Source organism: Marinovum sp. 2_MG-2023 (assembly GCF_030548265.1).
Classification (GTDB): Bacteria; Pseudomonadota; Alphaproteobacteria; order Rhodobacterales; family Rhodobacteraceae; genus Marinovum.
The window spans coordinates 25,631-43,957 of record NZ_JAUOSD010000019.1 but is presented as its reverse complement, the minus strand read 5'-3'; the positions used below and the strand labels follow the sequence as shown (position 1 = coordinate 43,957).

The following is an 18,327-nucleotide window of genomic DNA, read 5'->3' as shown; positions in this document are numbered from 1 at the left end:
CCGGATCGGGTCCGGGACTGCGCACCGCAGGGGAGAAACATCATGACCACAGTCATCAAAAACGGCACCATCGTCACCCATGATCGCACCTATACCTCCGACGTTCTGATCGAGGGCGGGGTGATCACCGAAATCGGCCCGGACCTGAAGGGTGACGAAACCCTCGACGCCACTGGCTGTTACGTCATGCCCGGCGGCATCGACCCGCATACGCATCTCGAAATGCCGTTCATGGGCACCTATTCCACCGATGATTTCGACAGCGGCACCCAGGCCGCGCTCTCTGGGGGCACCACGATGGTGGTGGATTTTGCCCTGCCCAGCCCCGGGCAGGGGCTGCTGGATGCGCTGAAGATGTGGGACAACAAATCCACCCGCGCGCATTGCGATTACTCGTTCCACATGGCGGTCACCTGGTGGGGTGAACAGGTGTTCAACGAGATGGAAACCGTGGTCAAAGAGCGCGGAATCAACACATTCAAGCATTTCATGGCCTATAAAGGCGCGTTGATGGTACAGGATGACGAGATGTTCGCCAGCTTCCAACGTCTGGCCGAGCTGGGCGCTATTGCCATGGTGCATGCGGAAAACGGCGATGTTGTGGCCGATCTGTCGGCCAAATTGCTGGCCGCAGGCAACACCGGGCCCGAGGCCCATGCCTATAGCCGCCCACCCCAGGTAGAGGGCGAGGCCGCCAACCGCGCGATCATGATTGCCGACATGGCTGGCGTGCCGCTTTATATCGTGCATGTGTCCTGTGAAGAGGCACATGAGGCCATCCGCCGCGCCCGGCAACAGGGCAAACGTGTCTGGGGCGAGCCGCTGATCCAGCATCTGACGCTGGATGAGAGCGAATATTTCAACAAGGATTGGGACCATGCCGCGCGCCGTGTCATGTCGCCGCCTTTCCGCAATCAGAAACATCAGGACAGCCTTTGGGCCGGGTTACAATCCGGCTCGCTCAGCGTCGTGGCCACCGACCATTGTGCCTTTACCACCGAGCAGAAACGTTTTGGCGTTGGCGATTTCACCAAGATCCCCAATGGCACCGGCGGGTTGGAGGATCGGATGCCGATGCTCTGGACCCATGGGGTGGCCACCGGGCGGCTGACGCCCGAGGAATTTGTCGCTGTGACCTCGACCAATATCGCCAAGGTGCTGAACTGCTATCCGAAAAAGGGCGCGATCCTGCCGGGGGCCGATGCGGATATCGTGGTTTGGGATCCAGAGAAGACCAAGACCATTGCCGCAGACAAGCAGGTTTCCGCGATTGATTACAACGTGTTCGAGGGCAAAGAGGTCAAAGGCCTGCCGCGCTTTACCCTGACGCGGGGCCATGTGGCGGTGCATGACGGTGAATTGCGCAGCCAACAGGGCCATGGTGAATTCGTCAAACGCGCGCCAAACACTGCAACGAACACGGCGCTTTCAAAATGGAAGGCACTGACCTCGCCCCGCGCGGTGGAACGGACCGGAATCCCGGCGAGTGGGGTCTAATCAATAATGGATAACGACGCCGACTATTTTGCGCCCCGACGTTTCCTGCGCGAGCCGATTCCAGAATTGTTTAAATGTGCCTGGATGCTCGACCAAGCAGTCGGTGCGCATTTGGATGGCGACCGAAAGACCGCTGGAAACCTCTTTCGAGCAGCAGACTTGGCCACAGTTCGTGACTATGTCGAGTCTCTTTGGGGGAAGGCATCTCTTTGGCCGGAACAAGTCCATTATAAGAGGCTACGTACCGTCTCCAACCTTCCTGCGAAGATACCAAATGCAAAAGACAGGATGCCTAACGCGAAAACAAAAGCCGCGATAGTGGAACGAGACGGGTACGTGTGCCGGTTTTGCGGGATTCCTGTTATCCCAGCGTCAGTCCGGAAAGCAGTCGTTCGGGACTACCCAGACTTTGTCAGTTGGGGCACGACCAACGCTTCGCAACATGCGGGTTTTCAAGCTCTTTGGCTCCAGTTTGATCATGTTATCCCAGCTTCCTTCGGAGGTTCGAGTGAGATTGACAATGTTGTGATAACTTGCGCTGGCTGCAATTATTGCAAGTGGCATTACCACTTGAAGGAATTGGGGCTTGAGGATCCGCGCAAGTATTCGCCTATCAAAACCTCATGGGACGGCTTGACCAGATACCAGGAATCAAAGGCAGTAAATTGATGGCAGCAGTCATACAAGCGCAGAATCTGGACCTGACCTTCCAGACCGGGGATGGCCCGGTGCATGCGCTCAAAGATGTCTCATTGGACATTCCCAAAGGCGCATTTGTCAGCTTCATTGGCCCCTCGGGCTGTGGCAAGACCACTTTTCTGCGCTGTATCGCGGCGCTGGAACATCCGACCGGCGGCAACCTGACGGTCAATGGCATGACCCCGGATGAGGCACGCCGCGCGCGGGCCTATGGTTATGTGTTTCAGGCGGCGGGGTTGTATCCCTGGCGCACCATCGGGCGCAATATCGCGCTGCCGCTGGAAATCATGGGGTTTTCAAGGGTGGAACAGAAGGAACGGATTGGCCGGGTGCTGGACCTGGTCGATCTGGCCGGGTTTGAAAAGAAATTCCCCTGGCAATTGTCCGGCGGGATGCAGCAGCGCGCCAGTATTGCCCGCGCATTGGCGTTTGATGCAGATATCTTGCTGATGGACGAACCCTTTGGCGCGCTGGACGAAATCGTGCGGGACAGGTTGAACGAAGAGGTGCTGCGGCTTTGGGCTGCGACCGGCAAGACCATTGGGTTTGTCACCCATTCCATCCCCGAGGCGGTTTACCTGTCGACCCATATCGTGGTGATGTCGCCGCGTCCCGGGCGCATCACCGATGTGATCGAGAGCCCCCTTCCCACCGACCGGCCGCTGGACATTCGCGACACACCGGAATTCATCGAAATCGCCCACCGTGTGCGCGAAGGGCTTCGGTCGGGGTACGAGGAATGAGCGCCGCAGGGCAAGGCGTGGTCCCGGACCTGATCTGGGACCTCCGGAAAAACGGGGGCTGCCATGTCTGACGCGCCTGAAACGAGGTCCCGGAGCACGTCCGGGACGCTGGCCCGCTGGTGTCCGCCGGTGGTGGCAATGATCCTGGTGGTGATCGGGCTGTGGTATGTCGCGGTGGTTCCGATGAATGTGCAGGACACCCTGACCCAGGCGGAACGCGCCGGGGTCACCATCTCACCTGAAAGCGCAGTTGCGCGTCGCGATCTTGGCAATTGGGCCTTGGTGCTATCCAACATGGATGCGCTTGGGCAAAGCTGGAGCCTGGATCGCCCGCGTCTGCCCGCCCCGCATCAGGTGGTGGCAGAGCTTTATAAATCCACCTGGGTCGAGGAAACCACCGGTCGCCGCGGGATTGTGAAATCGGGCAGCCTGTCCAATCGCGGATTGGTCTATCACACGGTGGTCACCTTGAACGCCACGTTGCTTGGGTTTCTGATTGGCTCCACGCTTGGCATCCTGTTGGCGGTGGGCATCGTGCACAGCCGTGTCATGGACATGTCGGTCATGCCCTGGGCCATTATCAGCCAGACAATTCCGATTGTCGCGCTGGCCCCGATGATCATCGTTGTGCTGTATTCGATTGGGGTACAGGGGTTGCTGCCCAAGGCGGTGATTTCGGCCTATCTTTCGTTTTTTCCGGTGGTCGTCGGCATGGTCAAAGGCCTGCGCAGCCCGGACGGCATGCAGATGGATCTGATGCGCACCTACAATGCTGCGCCGATGACGGTGCTGACCAAACTGCGGTTGCCGGCCTCTGTGCCCTATCTCTTTGCCTCGTTGAAAATCGCGATTGCGGCCAGTCTGGTGGGCGCGATCGTGGGGGAATTGCCGGTGCAAAAGGGCGGTCTTGGCGCGCGGATGCTTGCGGGCAGCTACTATGGTCAAACGGCCCAGATCTGGGCGGCGTTGTTTCTGGCGGCGGGTTTGGCCGCGCTTCTGGTCTGGGCCATTGGCGCCGCAGAGCGCCGCACCCTGCGCCGCATGGGGGCCAAGCCATGATGCATGTTGTTGGCGCAATTTCGATCTGGGCGCTGGGGTTTGCGCTTAACCTGCGGCTGGCCAATGGGCCGGCGCATGACACCCGCGCGGTGCGTCTTGCGGTGCCGTTGATATTCGGCGCGACGCTTCTGGCGATGTGGCAATTGATTGTAACGGGGCTGAACGTGCCGACCGTGATCCTGCCGCCGCCCAGTCAGATTGCCGCGACCTTTGCGGCCAATATCGCGCTGCTTTGGGGGGATTTCGTGCAAACCATCCTGAAAGGCGCGCTGGCCGGTTGGGTGGCTGGCTGTGGTGCGGCCTTTTTGACCGCGCTTTTGGTGGATCGCTATGACTACCTGCGCCGGGGTTTGTTGCCCTTGGGCAATTTCATGGCGGCGCTGCCGATTGTCGGCACCGCACCGATCCTTGTGATGTGGTTCGGCTTTGGCTGGCAATCCAAGGCCGCGGTGGTGGTGTTGATGGTCTATTTCCCGATGTTGGTGAACACCGTCGCCGGGCTGCAGGAAACCAGCGCGATGCAACGGGATCTGATGCGCACCTATGCGGCCGGATGGCGCAAGACATTGATCAAGCTGCGCCTGCCTGCCGCGCTGCCGTTCATTTTCAACGGGTTGAAAATCACATCGACCCTGGCCTTGATCGGGGCAATTGTTGCTGAATTTTTCGGCTCGCCGACCCAAGGTTTGGGATTTCGCATCTCGACATCAATCGGGGCGCTTGACCTTGGCCTTGTCTGGTCTGCGATCTTGGTCTCGGCAATCACCGGCACGCTGGTGTACGGTCTGGTCAGTCTGGCAGAGCGGGTGACCACATTCTGGCACCCGTCCCAACGCGGGTGATTACAATAGACAGGCATAACAAAACACGACAACAGGAGAGTAAATCATGAAAAACACACTTATTGCCGCCGCAATGGCGACCACGGCCCTGACAGGGACGGCATTGGCCGAAGAGGTCACGATCCAGTTGAAATGGGTCACACAGGCGCAATTCGCCGGCTATTACGTGGCGCTGGAAAACGGCTATTACGATGATGAGGGGCTGGAGGTCACTGTGCTGCCCGGTGGTCCCGACATTGCCCCGACACAGGTGATTGCCGGTGGTGGGGCCGATGTGATCGTCGAATGGATGCCCGCCGCCCTGGCCGCGCGCGAAAACGGGCTGCCGTTGGTGAACATTGCGCAGCCTTACAAAAGCTCGGGCATGATGCTGACCTGCTGGAAGGATGCCGGCATTGAAACGCCCGACGATCTGGACAACCGCACCTTGGGTGTCTGGTTCTTTGGCAACGAATACCCCTTCCTGTCCTGGATGAGCCATCTGGGCTATGCAACCGATGGCAAGGCCGAAGGCTCGGTCGAGGTGTTGAAGCAGGGCTTTAACGTTGATCCGCTGTTGCAGCGGCAGGCCGATTGCATTTCGACCATGACCTATAACGAATATGGTCAGGTTCTGGATGCCGGGGTCGCGCCAGAGGAATTGGTGACCTTCAAATATCAGGATCAGGGCGTCGCCACGATGGAGGATGGCCTCTACGTGCTGGAAGACAGCCTGAGCGATCCGGCATTTGTCGCCAAGATGGAGAAATTTGTGCGCGCCTCGATGGCGGGTTGGAAATGGGCCGAGGAAAACCCGGAAGAAGCGGCAATGATCGTGCTGGATTACGATGAAACCGGCGCCCAGACCGAAGCGCATCAGATCCGCATGATGGGCGAAGTTGCCAAGCTGACCGCCGGTTCCAACGGCGCGCTTGACCCGGCCGATTACCAACGCACGGTCGCCACGCTGCTGGCCGGTGGGTCCGATCCGGTGATCACGATGGAGCCGACCGGGGCCTATACGCTCGACATCACCGATGCCGCGCTGAAGTAACTGCGGTCAAACTATGGATGCAGGCCCCGGCAAACGTCGGGGCCTGTTTCGTTTGCGCGGGCTCAGGCGGCAACCGATGCGGCGGGCAACAAGGCACCATGCAGCTCCGCCACCTGGAGCGCGGCATCGGCGGCTTCGCGGCCTTTTTGCACGAAATGGCTGTGATAAAAGCCGTGATGCGCCTCGCTCGGCTGGAAATGATGGGGCGTCAGCGACACCGACAGCACCGGCACGCCGGTTTTCATGCCGGCCTCCATCAACCCGGACACCACCGCCGAGGCCACGAAATCATGGCGATAGATACCACCATCGACCACCAGCGCAGCGGCGGCAATGGCGGCATATGCACCGGTCTCGCCCAGCTTTTGCGCCAACAGGGGCATTTCAAACGCGCCGGGCACGTCAAACACATCCACATCGCCGCTGTGGCCCAATTCGGCCAGACGTTCACGAAACCCGACAAGGGCCTGATCGACAATGTCAGCGTGCCAGCGCGCCTTGATAAAGGCGAATTTTGGGGATTTTGTCATAGCTCTTGATCCTTTCAACATGACAGAATCCCAGAGCGTCAGAAGCGCCCCGGCCCAATCAAAGCCCGTGCCAAAACGCCCCCATTCTCTACCATCCGGACTATAACCGTCGGCCCCGGAATTTCACCGGATCTGCTGACCCACCCACATGGATGGCGCTCGCGGGCTGTGACCGCCGGTGGGGAATCGCACCCCGCCCTGAGAATGAAATTTTGCTAATGCTCTGTGGCGGGGAAGTCAATTGAACCACATGGACGGGGCAATATTCGGAAATGTTCGCTTTCTTTCGGAAACGGAAAAAGACCACCATTTCAACCGGCAGAAACGCGATGAATGGGTGGGATTTGCCGCTGCACTGCGGCGTAGATTAAAATGTTTACGTTGCAAGTCAATGTGATACTTGATTTCGAACAATTTCGAAAAGATACATGTTCCTTTTTGATTGGTTTGCAGGCATAGTGAGTCGTGTTGTCGCATCGGGGAGGGAGCAACGTGCAGGATTCATCCACCAATTCGGGTATTTGCGACATGTTTGTCATTGGTGGCGGCATCAATGGCTGTGGCATTGCGCGGGATGCATCGGGTCGTGGGCTTTCGGTCAAACTGGCCGAAATGAACGATCTGGCTTCGGCCACATCCAGCGCCTCAACCAAATTGTTTCACGGCGGGCTGCGTTATCTGGAATATTTCGAATTCCGTTTGGTGCGCGAGGCGCTGATCGAGCGCGAGACGCTTCTGCGCGCCATGCCGCATATCAGCTGGCCGATGCGATTTGTCCTGCCATATCATGCAGATATGCGGTTTGAGGGTGAAACGCCGACCTCAAAACTTTTGAATGTGTTCATGCCCTGGATGAAGGGGCGACGCCCGGCCTGGCTGATCCGGCTGGGGCTGTTCATGTATGACCATCTGGGCGGGCGCAAAATCCTGCCGGGCACCTCGACCGTCGATCTGACCGCCGGGGCCGAGGGTGTGCCGCTAAACGACAAATTCGCCAAGGCCTATGAATATTCTGATTGCTGGATCGAAGATGCGCGTCTGGTGTCGCTGAACGCCCGCGACGCCGCCCTGCGCGGCGCTGACATCATGGTCCGCACCAAGGTATTGTCGGCGGAACGGCAAAACAGCATCTGGCAGATCGAAACTGAAGATCGCGACAGTGGCACCCGCCAAATCCATCAGGCGCGTGTGCTGGTCAATGCTGGCGGCCCTTGGGTCGGCGACGTCATTCGTACCAAGATCCGCTCGAACTCGACCGAAGGCGTGCGTCTGGTGCGTGGCAGCCATATCGTGATCAAGCGGCTTTACGACCACGGCAAATGCTATTTCTTTCAGGGCACGGATGGCCGGATCATCTTTTCCATCCCTTATGAGGATGATTTTACCCTGATCGGTACCACCGACAAGGACCACTCTGACCCATCCGTCGCGCCGGTCTGCACGGACGAAGAGCGGGATTACCTGATTGATTTTGCCAATAATTACTTCAAGCAACAGCTTACCAGCGACGATGTAGTCTGGACCTATTCCGGGGTGCGTCCGCTGTATAACGACGGCGCGTCCAGCGCGACGGCGGCGACCCGCGACTATGTGCTGAAGGTCGATGCCGAGGGCGGCGCGCCGGTGTTGAATGTCTTTGGCGGCAAGATCACCACCTATCGTCGGCTGGCCGAAAGCGCCATGGACAAGCTGTCGGAATATCTGCCGGGTCTCGCCGATCCCTGGACCGCGGGTGTCGCATTGCCGGGGGGCGATTTTACGGTTGCTGACAAACCGGCGCTGATCACCAAACTGCGCAAGGATCACGGGTTTCTGAGTGACACCTGGGCCACGCGGTTGATCCGCGCCTATGGCACCGATGCCTGGGCTGTGTTGGACGGGGCCGAAACGGCAGCAGATCTGGGTCAGGATTTCGGGGCCACCCTGACCGAGGCCGAGGTCAAATGGCTGATCACCCATGAATTCGCCCGCACCGCTGACGATGTGGTGTGGCGGCGCAATAAATTGGGCCTGCGGCTAAGTGCCGAAGAAATAGAGACTTTGCAGACGTGGATACGCGGAAACCGCGATGCCTTGGTGGCTTGAACCACCTGACGTGCTGCAATTTGGAGGAGTGAGAAAATGACACTACGACTGGAAGGTGTGTCCAAGGTCGTCGGGGCCGAAACCCATATTCACCCGACCGACCTGGAGCTGGTCAATGGCACGATGAACGTGCTGTTGGGCCCCACGCTCTCGGGCAAGACATCGCTGATGCGGTTGATGGCGGGTTTAGATGTGCCGCACACCGGGCGCGTGTTGTGGGATGGCGAAGACGTCACCGGCATGCGGGTGCAGGATCGCAAGGTCGCGATGGTCTATCAGCAATTCATCAACTACCCCTCGATGAGCGTTTACGACAATATCGCCTCGCCGATGCGGCTGTTGGGCAAAACGGCGGCGGAAATCGACGCGGCGGTCAAGGAAACCGCCGAGTTGATGCAATTGACGCCGATGCTGGACCGCAAGCCGCTGGAATTGTCGGGGGGGCAACAACAACGCTGTGCCCTGGCGCGTGCGCTGGTCAAAGATGCCGGGCTGGTGTTGCTGGACGAACCTCTGGCCAACCTCGATTATAAACTGCGCGAGGAACTGCGCGTCGAAATCCCGAAGATTTTCGAAAAAGCCGGGTCGATTTTCGTCTATGCCACCACCGAACCGGAAGAGGCGCTGCTGCTGGGCGGCAATACCGCCACATTGTCCGAAGGGCGCGTGACCCAATTCGGCCCCACGCCAGAGGTCTATCGCCAACCGGTGAATGCCACCACGGCGCGGGTGTTTTCCGATCCGCCGATGAACTTTTTGCAGGTCACGAAATCCGCAGGCAAGCTGAGCTTCGGGGATGGCCAGACCATTGCGGCCTGGGGCAAAATGGCAGAGCTGGGCGATGGCACCTATACCGCCGGTTTCCGCCCCAACCATCTGGAAATCCACCGCCATGCAGAAAATGCATTGGAATTTCGCGCCACGCTGACGGTGACGGAATTGACCGGGTCGGAAACCTTTGTGCACCTTGATCATCACGGCGACCGCTGGGTCGGGCTGGTGCATGGCGTGCATCAATTGCCGATTGGTCAGGATCTGAGCGTGTTCCTTGATCCGGCGCATATCTACATTTTCGACCCGCGCGGCGATCTGGTGGCTCCGGCCACCTATGCGGCTGCGGCATAAGGGGCTGAGACAATGGCAAAAATCACACTCGACAACCTGGCGCATTCCTATCTGGCGAAACCGACGTCAGAAGATGATTTCGCGCTGAAGGAATTGAACCACGATTGGGCCGATGGCGAGGCCTATGCCCTGTTGGGGTCGTCCGGTTGCGGAAAATCGACGCTTTTGAACATCATTTCCGGCCTGTTGCGCCCGTCACAGGGCCGTATCCTGTTCAACGGCCAGGACGTGACCAACGCCCCCACGGCAGAGCGCAACATCGCCCAGGTGTTTCAGTTTCCGGTCGTCTACGACACGATGACGGTGCATGACAATCTGGCCTTTCCGCTGCGCAATCGCGGCGCGGATGCGGCCTATGTCGCGCAACGGGTCCAGCAGATCGGCAAGATGATCGGCATGGAGGCGGAATTGGGGCGCAAGGCACGCGGGTTGACCGCCGATGCCAAGCAAAAGATCAGCCTGGGCCGTGGCATGGTGCGCGAAGACGTGAATGCGCTGCTGTTTGACGAGCCGCTGACCGTGATTGACCCGCATATGAAATGGGAATTGCGCACCCAGCTGAAATCGCTGCACCACCAATTTGGCCATACGATGATCTATGTCACCCATGACCAGACAGAGGCGCTGACCTTCGCTGACAAGGTCGTGGTGATGTATGATGGCCGTGTCGTCCAGATCGGCACGCCGCAGCAATTGTTTGAACGGCCGGAACATACCTTTGTCGGCTATTTCATCGGCTCGCCCGGCATGAATGTGCTGGGGGCGACGGTCAATGGCAACAAGGCCGTGATCGACGGCACAGAGATCGAACTGGGCGCAGGCTATGGCCCGCTGTCGGGCAAGGTTGAAATCGGGGTGCGACCAGAGTTCGTCCGCCTGTCACGTGACAGCGGCCTGCCGGTCCGCATTCGCCGGATCGAAGATGTCGGCCGCCACAAGATCGTGCGCGCCGAATTCTTTGACCGCGACATCAATATCATTGCCGACGAAAGCTTTGAGCTGGCGGATGACATGACCCGCGTCGTTTTCGATCCGGCCCACGTCAATGTCTATGCCGATGATTGGCGCGTCGCGCCGCTTGGCGCCACAGATGCACCGTTGGGGGAGGCGGCGTAATGGAAAAAACAGTCAATCAGAAAGCATGGTTCCTGGTTCTGCCGGTGCTATTGCTGGTGGCCTTTTCGGCGGTGATCCCGCTGATGACGGTGGTCAACTACTCGGTGCAGGACACATTCGGCAACAACCAGTTTTTCTGGGCCGGTCTGGAATGGTTTGCCGAAATGCTGGAAAGCGACCGGATGTGGGATGCGCTGGGACGGCAATTGATGTTCTCGGCGATCATTCTGGCGATTGAAATTCCGCTGGGTATCTTTGTTGCGTTGAACATGCCCAAAAGCGGCTTTTGGTCGTCCTTCTGCCTTGTGCTGATGTCGTTGCCGCTGCTGATCCCTTGGAATGTGGTGGGTACGATCTGGCAGATTTTCGGCCGTGTCGACATTGGCCTGTTGGGCCATACGCTGGATGCGCTGGGGATATCGTACAATTACACCCAGGATACGCTGGCGGCCTGGGTCACCATCATCGTGATGGACGTCTGGCATTGGACATCGCTGGTGGCGCTTCTGGCCTTTGCCGGATTGAAATCCATTCCCGACGCCTATTACCAGGCGGCCAAAATTGATCAGGCGTCGCGCTGGAAAGTGTTTCGTTTCATCGAGTTGCCCAAGATGATGGGCGTGTTGATGATCGCGATCCTGTTGCGGTTCATGGACAGCTTCATGATCTATACCGAACCGTTTGTTGTCACCGGCGGCGGCCCCGGCAATGCCACAACCCTGTTGTCGATCGACCTGGTGAAAATGGCGCTTGGACAGTTTGACCTTGGCCCTGCGGCGGCGTTTTCCCTGATGTATTTCCTTGTGATCCTGTTGGTCAGTTGGGTGTTCTACACCGTGATGGTCAACCTCGAAAAGCGGGAGGGCTGATCCATGGCCACGCAATCAACTCGTCTGCCAAGAATCAATGGCCGCATGGTGGTGATGACCCTGTATCTTCTGTTCCTGTTGCTGCCGATCTACTGGCTGCTGAACATGAGCCTGAAGACCAACACCGAAATCCTGAACAGCTTTACCCTGTGGCCGCGTGATCTGACCCTGGCCAATTACGTGACCATTCTGACCGATCCGGCGTGGTACATGGGTTATGTCAACTCTTTGATCTATGTGGTGTTGAACACGGTGATCAGCCTCGCGGTGGCGTTGCCGGCGGCCTATGCCTTTAGCCGCTACAGCTTTCTTGGTGACAAACACCTGTTTTTCTGGCTGTTGACCAACCGGATGGCCCCGCCGGCGGTCTTCGCCCTGCCATTCTTTCAGCTCTATTCCTCGGTCGGGTTGTTCGACACCCATATCGCGGTGGCGATTGCGCATTGTCTGTTCAACGTGCCGCTTGCGGTCTGGATTCTGGAAGGTTTCATGCGCGGCGTGCCCAAGGAAATCGACGAAACCGCCTATATCGACGGTTATAGCTTTGGCCGGTTCTTTGTAAAAATCTTCACCCCGTTGATTGCCTCGGGGATCGGGGTGGCGGCATTCTTTTGCTTTATGTTCTCTTGGGTTGAGCTACTGTTGTCGCGTACACTTACTACGGTAGACGCCAAGCCGATTGCCGCGATCATGACCCGCACCCAGGGCGCCGCCGGCATCGACTGGGGTGTGCTGGCCGCGGCTGGCATCCTGACCATCGTGCCCGGTGCGCTGGTGATCTATTTCGTGCGCAACTACATTGCCAAGGGTTTTGCCCTGGGTCGTGTGTAAATCAGAGAAAAAGGAGTAATTCCAATGGATTGGATGGCATGGACTTGGCCGACCGCAACTTTCTTTCTGGTGATTGCCGCGCTTTTGGTCACCTTTACGATCCTGGCGATCAAATTCCCCGAAACGCCCCGCGTTGGTGTTCTGCAAATTGAAACCACGCGGGGGGATCGGCTTTTTATCACGCTTCTCGGCTCGGCCTTTATAAATCTGGCCTGGCTTGGATTGGTCGGCGCAAACCAACCTTTTGCGCTGATCGTCTGTCTGATCTACGCCGCAGCGGTGTTCCGCTGGGTCTAGACCTCAGACCTCTGCGACCCGGCGGCGGGAGAACCCGGCGGGCCGCACCTTCGAAACAAGTTCAAATATAAGGGAGGACCAAATGAACTTGAAATCAACAACAGCCGTGGTGCTTGCGCTTGGCCTGATGTCCGGACCGGCAATCGCCGACATGGACGCGGCACGTGCATTCCTGGACGCGGAAATCGGCGATCAATCGGCCCTGAGCCGCGCCGAACAAGAAGCGGAAATGCAGTGGTTTGTCGACGCCGCCGCGCCGTTCACCGATCTGGAAATCAAGGTGGTGTCCGAAACCATCACCACCCATGAATATGAATCCCAGGTTCTGGCCCCGGCCTTTACCGCGATCACCGGCATCAAGATCACCCACGATCTGATCGGCGAAGGTGACGTGGTCGAAAAGCTGCAAACGCAAATGCAGTCCGGCGAAAACATCTATGACGGCTATATCAACGACAGTGACCTGATCGGCACCCACTGGCGCTATCAACAGGCGCGCAACCTGACCGACTGGATGGCGGGTGAGGGCGCAGATGTGACCAACCCCGGTCTGGATCTGGACGATTATATCGGCACATCCTTTACCACCGCACCGGATGGCAATCTGTACCAATTGCCCGACCAACAGTTCGCCAACCTCTATTGGTTCCGCTACGATTGGTTCAACGACGAACAGAACAAAGCGGATTTCAAAGCGAAATATGGCTATGATCTGGGCGTTCCGGTCAACTGGTCAGCCTATGAAGACATTGCTGAATTCTTCACCGGTCGCGACCTGTCGCGTTTGGGTGTCGAAGGCGAAGTCTTTGGCAACATGGACTATGGCAAGAAAGACCCCAGCCTTGGCTGGCGTTATACCGATGCCTGGCTGTCGATGGCCGGTGCCGGTTCCAAAGGCGAGCCGAACGGCCTGCCGGTGGATGAATGGGGTATCCGGGTCAACGAAAATTCGCAGCCTGTGGGTTCCTGTGTCGCCCGTGGCGGCGCAACCAATGGCCCGGCGGCGGTTTATGCTGTGACCAAGGCCATTGAATGGCTGGAAAAATACACGCCCCCCGCTGCGGCTGGCATGACATTCTCTGAGGCTGGCCCAATTCCGGCACAGGGCAATGTTGCGCAGCAGATGTTCTGGTACACGGCGTTCACCGCCGCGACAGTAGAACCCGATCTGCCCGTGATGAACGAGGATGGCACGCCGAAATGGCGCATGGCCCCCTCGCCGCATGGCGCATATTGGGAAGAAGGCACCAAGATCGGGTATCAGGACGTTGGATCCTGGACGCTGATGAAATCGACCCCGGTGGATCGGGCAAAGGCCGCATGGCTTTATGCTCAATTCGTCACCTCGAAAACCGTGGACGTGAAGAAGGCCCATGTCGGTCTGACATTCATCCGCGAAAGCACCATCCAGCACGAAAGCTTTACCGATCGTGCGGACAAGCTTGGCGGGTTGATTGAATTCTATCGTTCGCCCGCGCGCACCGCTTGGTCGCCCACCGGCACCAACGTGCCTGACTATCCGAAGCTGGCACAATTGTGGTGGCAGAACATCGGCGACGCCATGTCGGGTGCCAAAACCCCGCAGGAAGCGCTGGATGGTCTGTGTTCCGATCAGGAACGTGTGATGGAACGTCTGGAGCGGGCCGGCATTCAGGGTGACATCGGTCCGAAACTGAACGACGAAATGGACCCGGAATACTGGTTGTCGCAGGAAGGTTCGCCCAAGGCGAAACTTGCCAACGAAGATGAAGAGCCGAAAACCGTCGCATATGACGAGCTGATCAAATCCTGGCAGTAAGCCGGATCTGAGGCCAAAACACCGGTCGGGGCGCAATCGCCCCGGCCACCCTTGCCCCTTCCAAATCCGTCCCATACCATCCACTCCGCCAAACCCGAGGGAGGTCGCGGTCCAATGAGCTATACCCTTGCTATTGATCAAGGCACCACATCCACCCGCGCCATCCTGTTTGACGCTGATTTGAAACTGGTGGGATCGGCGCAACAGGAATTTGCCCAGCATTTCCCGCAAAGCGGCTGGGTCGAACATGATCCCGGCGATCTGTGGTCGACGACATTGGCCACCTGCCGCGAGGTTGTGGACACAACCGGCGTGTCGGTTGACGCGATTGTCGGCATCGGCATCACCAATCAGCGCGAGACGACGCTGGTCTGGGATCGCACCACAGGAGAGCCGGTTTACAATGCCATCGTCTGGCAGGATCGGCGCACCGCGGCCTTTTGCCAATCCTTGAAGGATGCCGGCCACGAGGCCACGGTCATCGAAAAGACCGGTCTGCTGCTGGACCCTTATTTTTCCGCCACCAAGGTCAATTGGATTTTGAACAATGTCGATGGCGCGCGTGATCGGGCCAATGCCGGGGAATTGGTGTTTGGCACGGTAGACAGCTGGCTGATCTGGCATTTGACCGGCGGCAAGCAGCATGTCACCGACGCCACCAATGCGGCGCGCACCATGCTTTATGACATCCGTCGCGGCCGCTGGTCACAGACCATGTGTGATATGCTGGATATTCCGCTGTCGATGCTGCCAGAGGTCAAGGATTGCGCGGCGAACTTTGGTGAAACCGACATTCTTGGCACCGCATTGCCGATCCTTGGCGTGGCGGGCGATCAACAGGCTGCGACGCTGGGACAGGCCTGTTTCCGGCCCGGCATGTTGAAATCCACCTATGGCACGGGCTGTTTTGCGCTGTTGAACACCGGCGACACCGCCGTGACCAGCAAGAACAGGCTGCTGACCACCATCGCCTATCAGTTGAACGGCAAACCGACCTATGCGCTGGAAGGGTCGATTTTCATTGCCGGCGCGGTGGTGCAATGGCTGCGCGATGGTTTGGGGCTGCTGGAAAACGCAGCGGACAGCGAAACCATGGCCAAAGCGGCCAGCACAACCCAGGATCTGATCCTTGTGCCGGCCTTTACCGGGCTTGGCGCGCCATATTGGAAGCCTGAGTGTCGCGGCGCGATCTTTGGTTTGACGCGCGACAGCGGACCAAATGAATTTGCCCGGGCGGCGCTGGAAAGCGTCGGGTTCCAGACCCGCGATCTATTGACCGCGATGCAGGCCGATATGGGCGGCGCGGGCGAGGCGACATTGCGGGTGGATGGCGGGATGAGCGCATCCAATTATGCCATGCAATTCCTGGCCGACATCATCGACGCGCCTGTCGACCGGCCACAGATCCTGGAAACCACCGCGATGGGGGTGGCCTGGTTGGTCGGGCAGCAGGTCGGGCTTTACCCCGATCAGGAAGAATTTGCCGCGACCTGGGCGCTGGAGCGCAATTTTACCCCCGGAATGGACGATGGCCTGCGCCAATCAAAATGCGCCGCATGGAAACGCGCGGTCGATGCAACTTTGATGGCGTGACGCCCGCTTGGGGGAGTCCAAGCTGAACGAGGCCAGTCTGAGTGACGCCGGTCTGAGCAAGACCGGTGGACCAAACCGGGGGCGGGATGTCAGCCCGCCGTTGGCGGCGCTGCATCCGTGTCACTGTCCGCAGATGTCCCAGCCTGCTGCGGCCCAGCCTGCTGCGACTCTGGCCGCTGGGGTTTTGGCGGCTGGGGCTCAGTCGGCTGGGGCTGGTCGGTGAAGCGGATTGGCACCCCGCGCTTGCGGGTGACCGCCAGATCAAAGATGTCAAACCGGTTATAGCCTGCCGCCAGATCGTGAAACCGTTTCGGTTCCAGACAGCGGGCCAGATCTATATCGGCATAAACGATGCCCTCGTCCACGGTGCTTTCCCCGATCAGCTGGCCGGTGGGATCAACAAAGAAACTGGGCGCGCGGCTGCATTCCTCCAGCAAGGGGATCAGCGCGGGGTCTTTGCCGGCGACCACCTCGGTTGCGGTTCTGTCAAACGGCGACGCCACGACAATGCCAAAACATTTTGCCTCAAAACAATGGCCCGCCGCGCGGATGTGATTGGCGGCGCGATTGTCGTAATTGCCGCTGTCCTCGGGCGGGCGGGTGGGCCAGATCGGCGGATAGGTCGAAATATGCACCTGTTCCCCCTGGGCAATCAGGCTGTACCGCGACAGCGGATTGGTGTTTTCCCCGCAAATCAGCGCCCCAACACGACCGCAGCGGCTGGCGCTGACGTTCAGCCCGGCACCGTCGCCGGGATCCCAGACCAGTTTTTCATAAAATGTCGGCACCAGCTTGCGATGGTGGTTCACGACCCGGCCGCTTTCGTCAATCAACAGGTTCGAATTCCAAAGACTGCCGACAGAGGCGGGATTGCGCTCTGACAGGCCAATGGACACCATGATGTCATGACGCGCGGCGGCCTGGCGAATCATCTCGATCTCGGGACCATCGGCAAACACCGATGCGGCGGCATATTGCGCAAACAGATCATGGGACCGGATCGGGGCATGTATCGCCGCCCACACCGGGAACCCCGGCAAAAATGCCTCGGCAAAGACGACGATGGACGCGCCGTTTCGGGCCGCCTCTGCGATGGCCGACACCGCCTTTTCCGCGCTTGCGACCGGATCAAGGTAAACCGGGGCGATATGGGCGGCAGCGGCCCGGAAACTATGGGTATCGAACATTCGCAAACTCCTTTGGTTCAACCGAATGTCCCGGAAAGTGGCGGTGATCCCAATATTCATTTGCGAACGCCGCTGTGCTGATTTGGCAATCAGCGCGCGGCTATCCCCATTCATTCTCCAGCGAGATATGTGGCGTCTTCCTGAAACAGTTGGGCGAGGAATTTCTTCAGCGCAACGATATGCGGCAGATGGCGCAGATCCTGATGCACTGTCAGCCACAAGGTGCGCGTGACCGACAGATCCGGCATGATGCGGATCAGACTGTCCTGATCGGACAGGGCGAAATGCGGCAGCGCCACAATACCCAGACCCCCACGGGCGGCGTTGCGCTGTGCGATCATGCTGTTGCTCCAGAAGACGATATTGGGCTGATGCACCATCTCTTCCAACCAGCGCACGGCATCCAGTTCGACAAATTGATCAAGGTATCCAACATAGCTATGCGCCGCGAGATCATGTTGGCTTTCCGGCACGCCGTGGCTCGAAATATAGCTTTCTGCTGCATAAAGCCCGATGCCGAAGGCGCCGAATTTCTGGGTCGCCATCTTGTCCCCCTGGGGGCGAAAGAAGCTGAGGAACATATCCGCTTCGCGGTGGCTGATCTGGACCTGCCTTGATGTTGTCAAAAGCTCCAGCCGGATACCGGGAAAGCTGGCCTGAAACCCGGCCAGCCGCGACGACAGATAAAGTGAGGCGATGCCCTCCATCGTGGCGAAGCGGATCACGCCGCTGGTGTCACCTTCGCCGGACATGTCGCTGCGCAGGCTGTTGATGCCCAGGGCAACCTCCTCTGCGCGCCGCAGCACCATATGACCAAAGGTGGTCAGGACAAGCCCCTCGCGGTTACGCTCGAACAGGGCCGCGCCCAGGGTGTATTCCAACCGCGACAACCGCCGCGATACGGTGGAATGGCTGACCGAAAGGTCACGCGCGGCGGCGCTGACGCTTTGACACCGCACCGAAGTCAGAAAGACCTTCAGATCGTCCCAATCCAGATTTTCCAATGGATCCGCCATGAACCTA

17 protein-coding genes and 1 riboswitch are annotated in these 18,327 nt (G+C 58.7%); of the genes, 14 read left to right on the top strand and 3 right to left on the bottom strand.

The genetic code is table 11. The features are described from left to right. Positions 1 to 42: 42 nt before the first annotated feature. The 6 genes from hydA (at position 43) to Q4577_RS18300 (ending at position 5,873) form a co-directional block, all read left to right on the top strand. Positions 43 to 1,497, top strand: a complete 1,455-nt coding sequence (hydA, locus tag Q4577_RS18325) for a dihydropyrimidinase (RefSeq protein WP_244690669.1) — start codon at positions 43 to 45, stop codon at positions 1,495 to 1,497. Between the two features lie 6 nt (positions 1,498 to 1,503). Further along, positions 1,504 to 2,166 (top strand): HNH endonuclease, encoded by a 663-nt coding sequence (locus Q4577_RS18320; protein WP_303471440.1) that lies wholly within the window; start codon positions 1,504 to 1,506, stop codon positions 2,164 to 2,166. Continuing rightward, positions 2,166 to 2,939 carry an ABC transporter ATP-binding protein gene (locus Q4577_RS18315; RefSeq protein WP_303471439.1) on the top strand — a complete coding sequence of 258 codons (774 nt, stop codon included), beginning with the start codon at positions 2,166 to 2,168 and terminating at the stop codon, positions 2,937 to 2,939. Before Q4577_RS18320 ends, Q4577_RS18315 begins: the two co-directional genes overlap by 1 nt. A 138-nt stretch (positions 2,940 to 3,077) precedes the next feature. After that, on the top strand, positions 3,078 to 3,998 hold the full coding sequence (locus Q4577_RS18310; protein WP_303471534.1) for an ABC transporter permease: 921 nt from the start codon (positions 3,078 to 3,080) through the stop codon (positions 3,996 to 3,998). Beyond that, the gene (locus Q4577_RS18305; RefSeq protein ID WP_303471437.1) at positions 3,995 to 4,840 is read left to right on the top strand and encodes an ABC transporter permease; all 846 of its coding nucleotides are present in this window, start codon (positions 3,995 to 3,997) and stop codon (positions 4,838 to 4,840) included. The genes Q4577_RS18310 and Q4577_RS18305 overlap by 4 nt, the downstream gene beginning before the upstream one ends. A gap of 46 nt (positions 4,841 to 4,886) precedes the next feature. Beyond that, positions 4,887 to 5,873, top strand: coding sequence for an ABC transporter substrate-binding protein (locus tag Q4577_RS18300; RefSeq protein WP_244690661.1), 987 nt, complete (start codon positions 4,887 to 4,889; stop codon positions 5,871 to 5,873). A gap of 62 nt (positions 5,874 to 5,935) precedes the next feature. Here the strand turns inward: Q4577_RS18300 and Q4577_RS18295 are convergent, their stop codons facing one another. Then, on the bottom strand, positions 5,936 to 6,403 hold the full coding sequence (locus Q4577_RS18295) for a 6,7-dimethyl-8-ribityllumazine synthase (protein WP_303471434.1): 468 nt from the start codon (positions 6,401 to 6,403) through the stop codon (positions 5,936 to 5,938). A 79-nt stretch (positions 6,404 to 6,482) separates the two neighbouring features. Then, positions 6,483 to 6,613: riboswitch (FMN riboswitch) on the bottom strand. Positions 6,614 to 6,895: 282 nt separating this feature from the next. Between Q4577_RS18295 and glpD the strand changes: the two genes are divergently transcribed. The 8 genes from glpD (at position 6,896) to glpK (ending at position 16,117) form a co-directional block, all read left to right on the top strand. Further along, entirely contained in the window at positions 6,896 to 8,488 is a 1,593-nt protein-coding gene (gene glpD, locus Q4577_RS18290; RefSeq protein WP_303471431.1) for a glycerol-3-phosphate dehydrogenase, read from the top strand. A gap of 36 nt (positions 8,489 to 8,524) precedes the next feature. Beyond that, entirely contained in the window at positions 8,525 to 9,613 is a 1,089-nt protein-coding gene (locus Q4577_RS18285) for an ABC transporter ATP-binding protein (RefSeq protein WP_303471430.1), read from the top strand. 12 nt (positions 9,614 to 9,625) lie between these two features. Beyond that, positions 9,626 to 10,729: an ABC transporter ATP-binding protein gene (locus tag Q4577_RS18280; RefSeq protein WP_303471429.1), complete on the top strand. Its 1,104-nt coding sequence runs from the start codon at positions 9,626 to 9,628 to the stop codon at positions 10,727 to 10,729. Further along, the gene (locus Q4577_RS18275; protein WP_244690654.1) at positions 10,729 to 11,598 is read left to right on the top strand and encodes a carbohydrate ABC transporter permease; all 870 of its coding nucleotides are present in this window, start codon (positions 10,729 to 10,731) and stop codon (positions 11,596 to 11,598) included. The genes Q4577_RS18280 and Q4577_RS18275 overlap by 1 nt, the downstream gene beginning before the upstream one ends. A gap of 3 nt (positions 11,599 to 11,601) precedes the next feature. Next, complete coding sequence (locus Q4577_RS18270; protein ID WP_303471427.1) at positions 11,602 to 12,429, top strand: carbohydrate ABC transporter permease; 828 nt, start codon at positions 11,602 to 11,604, stop codon at positions 12,427 to 12,429. A gap of 24 nt (positions 12,430 to 12,453) precedes the next feature. Then, on the top strand, positions 12,454 to 12,726 hold the full coding sequence (locus tag Q4577_RS18265) for a DUF2160 domain-containing protein (RefSeq protein ID WP_244690649.1): 273 nt from the start codon (positions 12,454 to 12,456) through the stop codon (positions 12,724 to 12,726). An 82-nt stretch (positions 12,727 to 12,808) separates the two neighbouring features. Further along, the gene (locus Q4577_RS18260; protein WP_244690647.1) at positions 12,809 to 14,524 is read left to right on the top strand and encodes an ABC transporter substrate-binding protein; all 1,716 of its coding nucleotides are present in this window, start codon (positions 12,809 to 12,811) and stop codon (positions 14,522 to 14,524) included. Positions 14,525 to 14,638: 114 nt separating this feature from the next. Beyond that, a complete protein-coding gene (glpK, locus tag Q4577_RS18255) occupies positions 14,639 to 16,117 on the top strand; it encodes a glycerol kinase GlpK (RefSeq protein WP_244690645.1) in 1,479 nt (492 codons plus the stop codon). Between the two features lie 89 nt (positions 16,118 to 16,206). Here the strand turns inward: glpK and Q4577_RS18250 are convergent, their stop codons facing one another. After that, the gene (locus tag Q4577_RS18250) at positions 16,207 to 17,304 is read right to left on the bottom strand and encodes a carbon-nitrogen hydrolase family protein (RefSeq protein WP_303471422.1); all 1,098 of its coding nucleotides are present in this window, start codon (positions 17,302 to 17,304) and stop codon (positions 16,207 to 16,209) included. Positions 17,305 to 17,414: 110 nt separating this feature from the next. Further along, positions 17,415 to 18,320: a LysR family transcriptional regulator gene (locus tag Q4577_RS18245; protein ID WP_244690641.1), complete on the bottom strand. Its 906-nt coding sequence runs from the start codon at positions 18,318 to 18,320 to the stop codon at positions 17,415 to 17,417. Positions 18,321 to 18,327: the final 7 nt, after the last annotated feature.

Excerpts from the sequence above, each read along its gene's own strand:
- glpK (WP_244690645.1), top strand. The coding sequence starts at position 14,639 with ATGAGCTATACCCTTGCTATTGATCAAGGCACCACATCCACCCGCGCC.
- Q4577_RS18270 (WP_303471427.1), top strand. The coding sequence starts at position 11,602 with ATGGCCACGCAATCAACTCGTCTGCCAAGAATCAATGGCCGCATGGTG.
- Q4577_RS18295 (WP_303471434.1), bottom strand. The coding sequence starts at position 6,403 with ATGACAAAATCCCCAAAATTCGCCTTTATCAAGGCGCGCTGGCACGCT.
- hydA (WP_244690669.1), top strand. The coding sequence starts at position 43 with ATGACCACAGTCATCAAAAACGGCACCATCGTCACCCATGATCGCACC.
- Q4577_RS18250 (WP_303471422.1), bottom strand. The coding sequence starts at position 17,304 with ATGTTCGATACCCATAGTTTCCGGGCCGCTGCCGCCCATATCGCCCCG.
- Q4577_RS18280 (WP_303471429.1), top strand. The coding sequence starts at position 9,626 with ATGGCAAAAATCACACTCGACAACCTGGCGCATTCCTATCTGGCGAAA.
- Q4577_RS18260 (WP_244690647.1), top strand. The coding sequence starts at position 12,809 with ATGAACTTGAAATCAACAACAGCCGTGGTGCTTGCGCTTGGCCTGATG.
- Q4577_RS18305 (WP_303471437.1), top strand. The coding sequence starts at position 3,995 with ATGATGCATGTTGTTGGCGCAATTTCGATCTGGGCGCTGGGGTTTGCG.
- Q4577_RS18265 (WP_244690649.1), top strand. The coding sequence starts at position 12,454 with ATGGATTGGATGGCATGGACTTGGCCGACCGCAACTTTCTTTCTGGTG.
- Q4577_RS18245 (WP_244690641.1), bottom strand. The coding sequence starts at position 18,320 with ATGGCGGATCCATTGGAAAATCTGGATTGGGACGATCTGAAGGTCTTT.
- Q4577_RS18320 (WP_303471440.1), top strand. The coding sequence starts at position 1,504 with ATGGATAACGACGCCGACTATTTTGCGCCCCGACGTTTCCTGCGCGAG.
- Q4577_RS18285 (WP_303471430.1), top strand. The coding sequence starts at position 8,525 with ATGACACTACGACTGGAAGGTGTGTCCAAGGTCGTCGGGGCCGAAACC.
- Q4577_RS18310 (WP_303471534.1), top strand. The coding sequence starts at position 3,078 with ATGATCCTGGTGGTGATCGGGCTGTGGTATGTCGCGGTGGTTCCGATG.
- Q4577_RS18300 (WP_244690661.1), top strand. The coding sequence starts at position 4,887 with ATGAAAAACACACTTATTGCCGCCGCAATGGCGACCACGGCCCTGACA.
- Q4577_RS18315 (WP_303471439.1), top strand. The coding sequence starts at position 2,166 with ATGGCAGCAGTCATACAAGCGCAGAATCTGGACCTGACCTTCCAGACC.
- Q4577_RS18275 (WP_244690654.1), top strand. The coding sequence starts at position 10,729 with ATGGAAAAAACAGTCAATCAGAAAGCATGGTTCCTGGTTCTGCCGGTG.